Origin of the sequence: Rhodococcus sp. KBW08, from assembly GCF_003852455.1 — a bacterium.
GTDB lineage: Bacteria > Actinomycetota > Actinomycetes > Mycobacteriales > Mycobacteriaceae > Rhodococcus_F > Rhodococcus_F baikonurensis.
In genome coordinates this window covers 39721-53696 of sequence record NZ_QAJJ01000025.1, presented here as the reverse complement: position 1 = coordinate 53696, position 13976 = coordinate 39721, and the positions used below count along the sequence as shown (strand labels likewise).

The following is a 13976-nucleotide window of genomic DNA, read 5'->3' as shown; positions in this document are numbered from 1 at the left end:
CGGGAAGTGAGGTTGCGGAAGCAATAGCCGTCCACCCATGATCTCAGTGTGCTCGCAGTCACGTCCTGGTCGATTGCACCGAAGTTGCACCCGAAAATGGTGCGATCGGACGAGCCTGTGTTCAGGATTCGCCATTCGAAACGATCAGCGCTCGAAGGTTCCTTCCAAGCGATTGCGTGAACCCGGATGAATCAAGCGCGCCGCGCTGACCAACCCGTTGGCAGACCAGGTGCGGCGGCGAATCAGTAGGCACGGTTCCCCTCGATCGATGCGGAGCAGCTCGCATTCGTCCGGGCTCCCCAACACCGCTTCCACGACATGCTCGCCGCGAACCAGAGGCGCAACGTCACTCAAGTAGTTGTTGGGGGTGATCGCGGTGAAGTCCTGGCGCAGATAGTCGGGCGCCTCGTTCGGATTCACGAATCGGTCTTCCACCTGAATCGGAGTTTCGTCCTCGAAGTGCACCATCAGCGAATGGAACACCCGTTTGCCCACCGATTCACGAAGAAACGTCTGCCCGTGGTCGGTTTCTTCCTCACGAACGAAGACGACCTCGGTTCGATGACGGTGGCCGCGGCGCTGAATCTCGTCGGCGATGTTCTTCACCTCGAACAGCGGGGACGCGGTCTTGGTGGCGGCGACAAAAGTACCGACCCCCATCATCCGCACGATCAGACCGTCGCTGGTGAGTTCACGAAGCGCTCGATTGATCGTCATACGTGACAATCCCAGCGCACTCACCAGTTGGTTTTCCGAAGGCAGCTGATCGCCTTCGGTCCACCGACCCGAGTTGATCTGCGAGACCACGAGGTTCTTGACCCGTTCGTAGGCAGGGGCGGACTCGCCGCCTGCCTCGTTGAACAGCACGGCGAGTTCTGCGTCCACTTCGGCAATCGCCATCGCCACCACCCGTTCCTCGAAAACCACCGAGTCGGTTCTCCCGTTCGGCCTCCGAAGTCTATCCGCCTCGTGCACCTTTCCGATCCATCCGCGAGCGTCCGCGCCGGACCTAACCCACCATGCGCCGCAATTGGCTCGTCGCAACCGAAAGCGCAGCAAGATCGTGCTGCCCGGATGCCTCGATCTCGGCGAGCGCGAGAGTGGACCTCTCGATTCTCGACGCATTCCTCTCTTCCCACCGGGAGAGTTTTTCCGCTGTCGAGTCACCTGCTTGCGCATCGGCCAGGACGTCGAGGGTCAATGCCCGCACCGTCGAGTACAACTCGTCACGCAACGACAACCTGGCCAGCGCGTTCCATTTTCCGTCCTTGCTCAATGCCGACACTCGATTGAGCATCGGGACGAGCCCAACGTGTTCACCCAGCCGGAAGTAAAGTTCGCCGGTCTCCGCGATTGTGCGATCGGCGAGGTCCGCGATCTCCACCACGTCCAGCAGCCCGAACTGGTCGAGCAGGATCTCCACTCGCCTGACCAGGTTCTCCGGCGCGCCCTTGTCCGTGATGACGACAGTTCGCGCAGCCAGGTTCCGCTGATCTGCACCTACCAGCCAGCCATCGAGTTCGGCCGATGCCTCGGCGATGCGATCACCGAACCGGCTGATCTCGGCCCCGACGGCCAGCGGTTGAGGCCGACGCGTCAGCATCCACCGTGACGCGCGGTCGAGCAGTCGTCTGGTGAGCAGGATCAACTCGTCGGATACGGCTGTCGAGATCGAGGCTTCGCTGATGTCGCGCCACAACTCCCACAGACCGAACACTTCGGACACCACGGTGAAGGCGCGTACTGCGTCCTCCGGATCAGCACCGACCTCTTCACCGAGGCGATACACATAGGTGATGCCTCCCCGATCGATGACGTTGTTCGTCAGCACCGTCGCGACGATCTCGCGTCGCAGGGGGTGCCGGTCGAGGGCATCGCCCCCTGCATCTCGAACGCCCTCCGGAAAGTAGTTCAGCAGCGCCTTGCGGTAGATCTGGTTGTCGATCGAGCTTCCCGCCAACAGAGTGGATTTCAGATCGAGTTTGACGTGGGCCATCAATGTGGCGAGTTCCGGCGACGTCAGTCCCGTTCCCGTCTTCTCGGCCGCAGCGAACTGTTTCTTGGTCGGAAACCCTTCGATGACGCGGTCGACGATTCCGCGAGCCTCGAGGCTCGAAATCACTCTGCCGTGCACACCGATCATCGCCCCCGCATCCGCGCGCGTGGTGCCCATCAGCTCGTTCTGTGAACGGTTGTCTGCAAGAACGAGTTCTGCGACCTGATCGGTCAGCGATTCGAGTAGCGCAACGCGATGTGAGTCCGCGACGACGCCTGAACTGATCAGGGAGTCGAGAAGGATCTTGATGTTCACCTCGTGATCTGAGCAATCGACTCCGGCCGAATTGTCGAGGGCGTCGGTGTTGATCCGCCCGCCGCCGCGTGCGTACTCGATCCGTCCGGCCTGGGTGAGGCCGAGGTTGCCTCCTTCACCGATCACTCGCGCACGCACTTGGTTGCCGTTCACCCGAACGGCATCGTTGCTCTTGTCGCCGACTTCGAGATCGGACTCGGCGGAGGCCTTGACGTACGTTCCGATGCCGCCGTTCCACAACAGATCTGCCGGGGACCGCAGAATCGCCCGAACCAGTTGCGGTGGCGTCAGTTCGGTGACGTCGTCCTCGAGGCCCAGTGCCTGTCGCATCTCGTCACTGATCGGAACGCGCTTCGCCGAGCGCTCCCACACTCCGCCGCCGGCACTGATCAAGGTCGGGTCGTAGTCGGCCCACGACGATCGTGGGAGCGTGAAGAGACGTGATCGCTCGTCGTACGAGCTCTGCGCTGCCGGGTTCGGGTCGACGAACACGTGCCGATGATCGAACGCCGCGATCAGGCGAATGTGATTGCTGCACAACATTCCGTTACCGAAGACGTCACCGCTCATGTCTCCGATCCCCACCGCGGTGAAGTCGTCGTGCTGGGTATCGACGCCGAGCTCCCGGAAGTGCCGCTTGACACTTTCCCAGGCGCCCTTCGCCGTGATACCCATGGCTTTGTGGTCGTAGCCGACCGATCCGCCGGAGGCGAAGGCGTCGCCGAGCCAGAATCCGTACTCCGCAGCAACTTCGTTCGCGATGTCGGAGAACTTTGCAGTGCCCTTGTCCGCGGCGACAACAAGATATGTGTCGTCTCCGTCGTGGCGAACGACCCGTCGCGCTGCGACAACGGCGCCGCTCTGCTTGTCGACGTTGTCGGTCAGGTCAAGTAGCCCGCGAATGAAGGATCGGTAGCAATCGATTCCGGCCGCCAATGCAGCTTCCCGGTCTGCGTCTGCACCCAGACCCGGAACCGGCGGGCGTTTGACGACAAATCCGCCCTTCGCGCCGACAGGCACGATGACCGCGTTCTTGACTGCCTGCGCCTTCACCAGTCCCAGTACCTCGGTGCGGAAGTCCTCTTTCCGATCCGACCAGCGCAGGCCGCCGCGAGCGACCGTACCGAAGCGAAGGTGCACACCTGCGACATCGGGTGAGTACACGAATATCTCGAACTTCGGACGAGGGAAAGGCAATACGGACAGCTGCTCCGAATCGAACTTCAGCGAGAGCGCGCCGAGCGATGCGGTGCCGTAGACGAAGTAGTTGGTACGCAACGTGTTACAGACCAGTTCCGACATCGCGCGCAAGATCCGATCGGCGTCCAGTCCTTGCACTTGTGCCACGGCCGTATCCACCGCCACTGCTGCGCGTGCGCCCCGATCACCGTCGACGGCGTCAGGATCGAAACGACTCTCGAACAATTCACACAGACCGCCGGCGATCTCGGGATGATCGGCAAGTACCTCGGCGACACGACTGTTGCTGTACGGGAATCCTGCTTGCTGCAAGAACTCCGCGTATGCCCGCAGCACCACAACCTGTTTCCAACCGAGTCCCGCGATCGCGACCAATTCGTTGAACGAGTCCGGCTCGGCGTCGCCGCGTCGAACCGCGGCAAATGTCGCAGCGAAGCGCGCGGCAAAGTCGTCGAAGCCGTCGACAGGAGCATTCGGATAGTCGAGCGTGAACTCGTAGATCCAGGCCTGTTCCGACCCCACCGGGACGAGCTCGTACGGACGCTCGTCGACCACGTCGACACCCAGGCTCTGCAATACCGGCAGCACCTCGCCCAGCGAGAGCGGGTCACCCGATACGTACAGCCCGAGTCGGTGAGTACCGGGTCCGTCGACAGATCGGGCCAACCGTGGGCTCACCTCTCCGAGTTCGAGGCCATCGAAGACCGCCATGTCCTCGGCAGCGCGGACGGCGTCGAAATCCTGCTTGTATGCCACCGGAACTCGCTCGGCGAACCGAGCACGCCTGCGCCGCTCGTCGTAGTGCGAAGCATCCAGAACGAATCGCTCGTCCCACGTCAAGCACGCGTCGACGACGAGGTCCCGAATCTCCCGCGCTTGTCGCGCCGATGCGAAATTCGCGCCGCTGCCGACTGTGGCCGTGAAATGCACGACGGCCAGGGCAGATTCCGAGACTCGACTGGAGAATTCGATATTGCGGGCACCGAGCGCGTCGGCGAGTACCGACTCGGCCGTTGTTCTGATCGTCGTACTGAACTTCTCGCGCGGAACGAAGAGCAACGCCGACAACTCTTGATCCCGCCCAGCCGCAGGAGAACACCCCACCGGTTGCAAGAACAGATGGATCGACGTGCGGCCGTCCACGGAAGTGAGTTCGTCCAGCGCGTCCGCGATTCGGGCCGGCTCGACTGCGAACAGCACTGTGATCGGGATCGACTGGATTACTGCCAGCATCGATTGTCCGACAAACGAATCGACGGTGGATCCGGAGGCATCGAAGATGTCTGCGACACGTCCGCGCACGAGCGGGGTTCGCCGAACATCCGCGACAAGGCCGGTCGCGGTCAAGGACCCGATGAACCGGTACGCACGGTCACCGACGGACACATCGATCTCGGTGGCGTAGGCGGAGCCACCGAACCCTCGCCCGAGAGTCACCACCCCGACCGAGAGGGGCGCCGCTTTCGAATCCGCGGAGCCGGTTGGATCGGGGAGCACGCCGAGAGTCTTCGTCTCCTCGCCGTCGATTGTCTTCGCACCGCCGACGACGCTGAAGTTTCCGGCGCTGCACCACCGGAGGAAGTCAGCCTCTTCTGCGTAGCCATCCGAGTCCAGTTGCTCGCGCGCCTCGTCGACGAGATCCCGCAGGGGTAAGGAATCGCGGAAGGCATGCGCGATTCGGTCGAGGATTCCGTCGACGTCCTCCGCGATCACCTGAGCCTGCTCGTCCGAACAATGTGCAGGTAGCCCGATGTGGATCCATGATTCGGTGCGCTCACCAAACCGGGCACCTTCGATGCTGTGCGCCGGTTGCACGACTGTGCCAAGCACAGGGTGCACCACGAATTCCGGTTCCATGCGAGCACGGGCGAGCGTCGCCAGGACCGCTTCGACGAGCTGCGGCATGTCGTCGCCGACGTATTGAATCGCCGGGCCATCACCCAACTCCCCGGCCGGCGCGAGTCGCGAGATCGACGAATTATGTCCTCGCCGACGCGAAAGGTCCATGTGCGCGGCGACGATCGCAAGCTTGCGGTCTTCGGCAAGCGCAGCGTATCGATCCGCAGACAAGCCCTCGAAATACGTACTGGACACCCTCCTCACATTCTCGGAGTCCGGTGTCGTGTCGACTGAAACGAGGCTCATGTCAGCACCTTCCGCCGAAAGCCACGCTGCTTCCGACTGGTAGAGGATTCGATCCGCGATCAACTTGTCTATACAGGCTTAGACAAGTTGATCATTGCAGAACGTGAGCCGCGACACAACAGCTACAGCCCTGGACAAATTCGCCACCCTCGGCCATAGTCAGTCCATGCCGACTAGTGGCAATTAGATTCCATTAGATGAAATTTGTGAACACCTCGCTTCGAAGGAGCCCCCGTGACCACCCAGACCGCGCCCGACATCGACAACGTTGATCTCGCAGAGTTCCGCAGCACCGTCCGAGCCTTCGCCAACGCCGAGATTCACCCCGGTGCGGCCGCACGCGACGAGTCCAAAGAGTTCCCGGCGCAGCTGGTCAAGCGCCTCGGACAGCAGGACCTCATGGGCATTTCCGTGCCGGAGGAATTCGGCGGACTGGGTCTGTCGACACGAACCCAACTGGTCGCCATCGAGGAGGTTGCACGCACCGACGCCGCTCTGGCGTCGATCTACACCGCGCACTACCTGGGCCTCGAGCCGATTCTCGTCGGCGGTTCCGAAGAGCAGAAGCATCGCTGGTTGCCCCAGTTGGCTTCAGGCGAACTGCTGGCAGGCTTCGCACTCACCGAACCCGACGCCGGATCAGACATCGCGTCGATGCGTACCGTCGCCCGACGCGAGGACGACGGCTGGCATCTCTCCGGGTCCAAGACGTACATCTCCAACGCGAAGGAAGCCGACCTGGTCGTACTCTTCGCCAAGACTGACCCGAGCGCAGGATTCCGCGGCATCACCGCCTTCGTCGTCCCCAAAGGCACACCGGGAATCAGCTATTCGGAACCGCAGGACAAGATGGGAATTCGCTCGGCTCCGACATACACCGTCTACCTCGACGACGTCGTCCTGCCGCTCGACTCGGTGATCGGCACCGAAGGCCGCGGCGGCAACATCGCCTTGACCGCACTGAACCGAGCGCGCATCGACGTCGCGGCAATGGCGAACGGCATCGCTTTGCGCGCTTGGGAACTGGGACGTGAGTACGCCACCGAGCGAAAGCAGTTCGGCACGCCAATCTTCGACTTCCAGGCAATTCAGCTCCTCCTCGGTGGCTGCGACGCGCAACTGGTCGCATCACGCGTCACCGCAGACTGGGCCGCCGACGTCAAGGACGCCGGCCAGGACATCCGCCGCGCCGCATCGATTTCGAAGTACGTCGCCACTGAAGCCTGCTTCTCGATCGTCGATCAAACCGTGCAGATCCACGGTGGCGCGGGATTCATGCGCGAATCGGAAATCGAACGCCTGTACCGGGATTGCCGCATTCTCCGCATCTTCGAGGGCACCTCGCAGATTCAATTGCTCACCATTGCCGGCAACGCTCCGTCGCCGCGTTCCACCGAGTTCTGAAAGGCGCGGACATGACTGCACTTCCCCCACTCGACGGCATCCGGGTCATCGACCTCTCGCGTGTCCTCGCCGGACCTTATTGCACCGCACTGCTTTCGGACGCCGGCGCGGACGTCGTCAAGATCGAATCCGAGCATGGTGAAGACTCTCGGCATCTCGGACCGTTCCGCGACGGCGAGAGCATCTACTTCAACGTGCTCAATCGCGGAAAGCGTTCGGTGGCACTCAACCTCAAGAACGACGAGGACCGTGAGGCGCTGCTGACGCTCATCGAGAACGCCGACGTCGTCGTCGAAAACTTTCGCCCGGGCGTCACCAAGCGCCTGGGAATCGACTACGCGGCTGCGCGGGCTCGCAATCCGCGGATCGTGTACGCGTCGATCTCCGGTTTCGGCCAGAACGGACCCATGTCCGGAGCTGCAGCCTACGATCTTGTGGTCCAAGCCCTTTCGGGGATCATGAGCATCACCGGCTCGGAAGCATCCGGGCCGACCCGGTTGGGTGAGTCGTTCGGAGACCTGGTCGCCGGGCTGTTCGCCGCCTGGGGAATCAGTACTGCCCTGCTGAGTGCACGGGCGACCGGGCTCGGACAGCATCTGGACGTCGCGATGTTCGACAGCATGCTCGCCATGCTGCCGACAGCACACAGCCAACTGCAATCCACCGGGCTCACTCCCCCACGCGTCGGTAACCGTCATCCGGTGTCCACACCTTTCGACACCTACCGGGCCGACGACGGACTCTTCGTCCTCGCAGTTGCGAGCCAATCCGGGTTCGAGAAATTGGCGCAGACGATGAATCGCGTCGACCTGATCGCAGATCCTCGATTTGCCGACGATACCGTCCGGACCGAGAACGAGCCGGCACTGCGTAAGGAGATCGAAAACTGGGCGGCCGGAAAGACCGTCGCGGACGTGGTCGACATTCTCGGCGCTGCAGGGCTCGCCGGCTCGGAGATCTGGGACGTCCAACAGGCACTCACCTCCGCACAGGCCGAGTACCGCGGAGTCGTCGAATCGTTCGAGCACCCGGTAGCAGGAAAGATCTCCTACGTACGACAACCTGTCGTCTTCGGTGAGAGCCGACGTCCAGAAGTTCGCCGCAGCCCCCTGCTGGACGAGCACCACGGTGAGGTGCTGCCGGGCTCGCGATAGATTCAGCGCAGACATCCCTCGGCACTTGGAGTAGGACATGGCCCCCGGCGACGTGACCCGCAGCGCGAATCGCACGTTCGAACTTCTCGGTGCGATCGTCGAGCACGGCGGGTTGACGCTCGGCGACGCCGCCAAGGCAACCGATCTGGCAACCAGCACCGCGCTTCGCCTGATCAGAAGCCTCGAACAAACCGAGTTCGTCGTTCGCGGCGAGGACAACGTCTATCGCGTCGGCCCACGGCTACTGCAGATCGGAGCTCGCGCTCTCGGCGACAATCAACTGTTGCCGAGAGCCCGGCCCGCGATGAAGGCCATCGCCGAAACCACGAGGGAGTCGACCTACCTGTCGACGATAGGACCGAAAGACACTGCGCTGTATCTCGATCAGATCGAGGGCACGCACGCGATCCGCCACATGGGGTGGGTCGGCCAGAGCGTTCCCCTGAACGGCACCGCCGTCGGCGCAGCGTTGAGCGGCAAGGTGGGTGAGAGCGGATACGCCATTGCGCACGACACCATCGAGGACCACTCGACCGGAGTTGCCGCGCCGATCTACAACGCAGTCGGTCAGATAGCCGGGGCGCTCAGCGTCGTCGGCCCGACATTCCGTCTGACGGACGAGGTCTGCGCCAGCCACGGTCGCGTCTTGGTGGCGCACTGCGCCCGGTTGTCCGCGGAACTCGGCAGTCAGACTCCCTGAGCCACCCCGAGCGCTTGGCGATTCAGTCTCGTATCCGAGACAATGTGGGTCCCCCGCTACCTCCTCCGACCTACCTGTAAGGACACACCCATGAGCACGAGCCGCGTGAAATCCGCTGAGCGTGTGCTCGACGTGCTCGATCTGCTGGCTCGCCGGGGTGTGCCGCTGGCGACCGCGGACATCTCCAGCGCCCTCGACCTACCCAAGAGCACGACGCATCATCTGCTCAATGTCATGCGGGATCGACGGTTCGTCTCGTACTGGGCTGATCAACGCGCCTGGACTCTGGGTGTCTCGGCGTTCGAAGTCGGTGCGTCGTACATGCGATCCGGCCCACTTCACCGCGAGGGCCAACGATTCATGCTGGCACTCACGCAGTCGACGGACGAGACCTCCCACCTGGCGGTACTTCAAGGTTCTGACGTCATCTACCTCGACAAACGTGAACCGCTCAAGCCGGGCGTGCGGTTGGTGACCGAGATCGGGACCCGCCTTCCGGCGCACCTCACCGCAGTCGGGCGGGCAATTCTGAGCCGCCTGGACGCGGAACAGATCAGCGCGCTGTACGAGGGGTACACCTGGCCGACGCGGACCGGAACAGGACCGTCGACGCTCGCCGAACTGCGAAACCTGCTCGCCGAAGCACGCGAGAGCGGGTATGCGGTAGAAGAGAATGCGACGACATCCGGGATCAATTGCATCGCCAGCCCCGTGATCACACGGGACGGTCGTCCGGTCGCAGCTCTCGGCGTCACCTTCCTCTCCGGCTCCAAATCGGCCGAGGAGAGCGCCCTGATCGCCGACCGAGTGCGCACCGTCAGCGCCGAGTTCTCCGCCGACCTCGGCGATCGAATGGTGGAGACCCCGACCGCCGACATGTAACAAAATTCTCCGCTGCGTACTTCCCGGGCCTTGTTTTCGTCTCATATTCAAGACTAGAGTCTCGTATACAAGACTTACTGAATCACTGCCGCACTATTGGAGTCCCATGAACGCCACCCCTGCCACCCAGACAGCCACCCGAACCATCCAGGTCGGAATCGGCGCTGTCACCATCGCCGACGTCGTCGACGTCGCCCGAAACGGTTACGGCGTCGCATTGACCGCCGAGTCCCTCGCCGCGATCGCCGAAAGTCGTGCACGCATCGAAGCCCTGGCCGCAGACCCCACGCCGGTGTACGGAGTTTCCACGGGATTCGGCGCGCTTGCCACCCGGCACATCCCGGAGCATCTGCGGACGCAGTTGCAGCGCAGCCTGATCCGCTCGCATGCGGCGGGCTCGGGGCCGGAGGTCGAACGCGAAGTGATCCGGGCCTTGATGCTGCTACGCCTGTCGACGCTCGCCACCGGACGGACCGGAGTGCGCCCCGTGGTCGCGCAGGCGTACGCCGACCTACTTACCGCAGGCATCACTCCGGTGGTGCACGAATACGGCAGCCTCGGATGCTCGGGAGATCTGGCACCACTGGCGCACGTGGCGATGGCAATCATCGGTGAAGGTTCCGTCCGCACCGCCGACGGTGAACTCACCGATGCGGCAACGGCATTGGCCGCCCATGGCCTCGAACCGGTGGTTCTGGCCGAGAAGGAAGGCCTCGCACTGATCAACGGCACCGACGGGATGCTCGGCCAATTGGCCCTCGCGATCACCGATCTCGATCATCTACTCAAGCTGGCCGACATTGCTGCCGCGATGAGCGTGGAGGGCCTGCTCGGAACCGATCAGGTATTCGCCGCAGATCTTCAGGCACTTCGCCCCCACCCCGGACAGGGTGCGGCGGCCTCGAACATGGTGCGTCTGCTGGCCGACTCCCCGATCGTCGCCAGCCATGCGGGCCCTGACTGCACCAGGGTTCAGGACGCGTACTCACTGCGGTGCGCTCCGCAGGTCGCCGGCGGCGCACGTGACACCGTCGATCATGCCCGCCTCGTCGCCGGACGCGAATTGGCCAGTGCTGTCGACAATCCCGTTGTCACCCTCGACGGGCGGGTTCGGTCGAACGGCAACTTCCACGGCGCTCCCGTGGCCTACGTCTTGGACTTCCTCGCCATCGTGACCGCGGACGTCGCGGGTATCAGCGAACGCCGCACCGACCGCTTCCTCGACGTTGCGCGCAATCACGGCCTGACTCCCTTCCTCGCCGACGACCCCGGAGTCGACAGCGGACTGATGATCGCGCAGTACACGCAAGCTGCCGTCGTGTCCGAACTCAAGCGACTCGCGAGCCCCGCCAGCGTCGATTCGATTCCTTCCTCGGCCATGCAGGAAGATCACGTCTCCATGGGCTGGTCGGGTGCCCGCAAGCTCCGCCGGTCCATCGACGGTCTCACCCGGGTTCTCGCCATCGAGATACTGACTGCAGCACGAGGAATCGATCTCCGGTCCCCACTCGAGCCCTCCCCCGCCACCGGAGCGGTTCTCCGGACGCTACGCGAGAAGGTGCAGGGGCCTGGTACCGATCGCTTCCTGTCCCCCGAGATCGAGGCGGCGGTGGACTTGGCGGCATCCGGCGCACTCGTTGCGGCCGCGGAGAACGCGATCGGTGCCCTGGCATGACCGCACCCGGAGCACTGAGGCCGCGCCCTCGACCTGAAATCGAAGCACTCCCTCGATACTCCAAAGCCGCCGGCCTGGAGCAGGTTCGGTGGCGGGCGTCGAGCAACGAGTCGACGGTTGCACCCTCGGCGGCAATTCTCGAGGCCGTCAATCTCGCGGCCGCACACTCGCACTTGTATCCGTCGCTGTTCGGCGACACGCTGATCACCCGGTTGAGCGACCGTCTGGGCGTGGGCGACGACCAGGTATTGGTCGGCGCCGGTTCGCTGGCACTGCTCCAGCAGGTATTGACCGCATACACGGGCCCGGGCACCGAAGTCGTCTACCCGTGGCGCAGCTACGAGGCGTACCCGATTCTGATCGGAATCGCCGGAGCGAGCGGTGTACCTGTCGCCCTCGATTCCGAACATCGGCACGATCTGAGTGCAATGGCGGCAGCCGTGACTCCGCAGACCCGCGCGGTACTCGTCTGCAACCCGAACAATCCGACCGGAAGCGAGTTCTCGACCGCGGAGTTCGTCTCGTTCGCCCGCTCGATCCCGGGTGACGTCCTCATCCTCCTGGACGAGGCTTACCGGGAGTTCGCGACCGGCGATGTCGACGGCGTCGATCTGCTTCGAGCCTTTCCCAACATCGTCGTATTCCGAACCTTCTCCAAGGCTTACGGATTGGCCGGCCTTCGGGCCGGCTACGCCATCACCGACTCGGCGATCGCAGCGGATCTTCGTAGCGCGGCACCGCCCTTCGGGCTCAGCGCCGTTGCCGAGGCCGCGGCCTGCGCAGCGTTGACCGATCCGGCGCACACCGATTCGATAGTCGAAACCGTAACCGAGGGTCGCGCGCACCTACGTGAGCAATTGGCTCTGCGCGGCGTCGAGTCCGTCCCGAGCGGAGCCAACTTCGTCTGGATCCCTCTCGGCGAGAGAGCTTCTGCACTCGAAGCGGCTTGCGTCGCCCAGGGTGTCTCGGTCCGGATGTTCCCTCGCGAGGGGGTGCGGGTCACCGTCGGCGAGCGGGCCGCAGAAAACGCCGTGATCTCAGCTGTGGACGCTCTCGCACACAACCTTTGACCGACTGGAGAAAAGAATGTCCGTCCACGAACTTGCTCGGTCGATCGGTTCGAGTCGCCTGATCACCGACCCGGCGGTAATGGACTCGTACCGTCGCGACGAGGCCCATCTCGCCGAACCCGGCCATCCGGTAGCCGTCATGCTCGCCGAAACTGCGGCCGACATTTCCGAGGCCCTGAAATGGGCTACTGCTCACCGTGTCCCGGTGGTAACCCGCGGGGCGGGAACCGGTTTGGCGGGCGGCGGGACAGCCGTCGAGGGCTGCCTGGTCATCTCGACCACTCGCATGCGCTCGATTCTCGAGGTCAATCCGGACGATCAGCTCGCTGTCGTGGAAGCCGGGGTGATCAACGCCGACATCAGTCGATCAGCAGACGAGTACGGGCTGATGTACGCCCCGGATCCGAGCAGTTTCGAGATCTCCACGATCGGCGGGAACATCGCCACCAACGCCGGTGGACTTCGATGCGTGAAGTACGGCGTCACCCGCGATTCAGTCTTGGGCCTCGAGGTGGTACTCGCTGACGGGCGGATCGTGCGAACGGGCCGAAGGACCGTCAAAGGTGTTGCGGGATACGACCTGACGAGCCTTCTCGTCGGTTCGGAAGGAACTCTCGGAGTCGTCACGAGCGCCACACTCAAGCTCCAACCCAAACCCAAGAGAGCACCGGTCACCGTCGTCGGCAGTTTCGATTCTCTCCGCTCCGCGGCGGACGCAGTTGCCGCGGTCGTTCGTGACGGGATCGGGCCGAGCCTGCTCGAACTGATCGATCGAGCAACCCTTCGCGCAGTCGACGACTGGAAACGAATCGGGTTGGAAGACAATACTGCCGCGATGCTGATCGCGCAGGCCGACGGGGTCGATGCCGACGCAGCAGCGGCGGCGATGCAGAAACACTTCGAACAGGCCGGCGCCGATTTTGTCGCCGTCTCGCAGGATGCAGCGGAAGCCGCACAACTACTCGAGATCCGCAGGCTCGCCTACCCGGCGTCCGAACGTCTCGGGCAATGCCTCGTGGAAGACGTCGGGGTCCCACGGTCGAAACTGCCCGACATGCTCGAAAGTATCGACCGGGCCGCTGCCGAGCATTCGGTGAAGATCATGACGGTCGCCCATGCGGGTGACGGCAACGTCCACCCGACGTTCGTATTCGACCGCACCGAAGACGGCTCGGTCCCCGAAGCCGTGTGGACCGCCGCGGACGAGGTCTTCCGGCATGCCCTCGAACTCGGCGGAACTCTCACCGGAGAGCACGGCGTCGGCGTCCTGAAGCGTCGCTGGCTCTCTCTCGAACTCGGCGAGGACAGCATGCAACTGCACCGATCGATCAAGGCCGCGTTCGATCCGCTCGGAATCCTCAACCCGGGTAAGGGTTTCTGATTCGCGAGGGGTGTTACACAGCATTTACGTGAAAACTGGTTCCGGGTATTGACG

9 protein-coding genes are annotated in these 13976 nt (G+C 63.4%); 7 read left to right on the top strand and 2 right to left on the bottom strand.

All coding sequences use genetic code 11. The annotated features are described in order from the left end of the window. Positions 1-144 precede the first annotated feature (144 nt). Positions 145-900, bottom strand: coding sequence for a histidine utilization repressor (gene hutC / locus DBV08_RS28395; protein ID WP_024487384.1), 756 nt, complete (start codon positions 898-900; stop codon positions 145-147). 109 nt (positions 901-1009) lie between these two features. After that, positions 1010-5656, bottom strand: coding sequence for an NAD-glutamate dehydrogenase (locus DBV08_RS28390; protein WP_260395799.1), 4647 nt, complete (start codon positions 5654-5656; stop codon positions 1010-1012). A 234-nt stretch (positions 5657-5890) separates the two neighbouring features. On the opposite strand from DBV08_RS28390, the gene DBV08_RS28385 reads away from it, so the two are divergent. From DBV08_RS28385 to DBV08_RS28355, 7 genes are all read left to right on the top strand, one after another. Further along, a complete protein-coding gene (locus DBV08_RS28385; protein WP_124569612.1) occupies positions 5891-7060 on the top strand; it encodes an acyl-CoA dehydrogenase family protein in 1170 nt (389 codons plus the stop codon). An 11-nt stretch (positions 7061-7071) separates the two neighbouring features. Further along, positions 7072-8214 carry a CaiB/BaiF CoA-transferase family protein gene (locus tag DBV08_RS28380; protein ID WP_124569611.1) on the top strand — a complete coding sequence of 381 codons (1143 nt, stop codon included), beginning with the start codon at positions 7072-7074 and terminating at the stop codon, positions 8212-8214. A 37-nt stretch (positions 8215-8251) separates the two neighbouring features. After that, positions 8252-8914, top strand: a complete 663-nt coding sequence (locus DBV08_RS28375; RefSeq protein WP_124569610.1) for an IclR family transcriptional regulator — start codon at positions 8252-8254, stop codon at positions 8912-8914. A 90-nt stretch (positions 8915-9004) separates the two neighbouring features. Then, positions 9005-9796: an IclR family transcriptional regulator gene (locus DBV08_RS28370; protein WP_095968444.1), complete on the top strand. Its 792-nt coding sequence runs from the start codon at positions 9005-9007 to the stop codon at positions 9794-9796. A gap of 106 nt (positions 9797-9902) precedes the next feature. Then, positions 9903-11471: a histidine ammonia-lyase gene (gene hutH, locus DBV08_RS28365; RefSeq protein WP_095968443.1), complete on the top strand. Its 1569-nt coding sequence runs from the start codon at positions 9903-9905 to the stop codon at positions 11469-11471. Next, positions 11468-12541: a histidinol-phosphate transaminase gene (locus DBV08_RS28360; RefSeq protein WP_124569609.1), complete on the top strand. Its 1074-nt coding sequence runs from the start codon at positions 11468-11470 to the stop codon at positions 12539-12541. Before hutH ends, DBV08_RS28360 begins: the two co-directional genes overlap by 4 nt. A 16-nt stretch (positions 12542-12557) precedes the next feature. Continuing rightward, positions 12558-13922, top strand: coding sequence for an FAD-binding oxidoreductase (locus DBV08_RS28355; protein ID WP_124569608.1), 1365 nt, complete (start codon positions 12558-12560; stop codon positions 13920-13922). Positions 13923-13976: the final 54 nt, after the last annotated feature.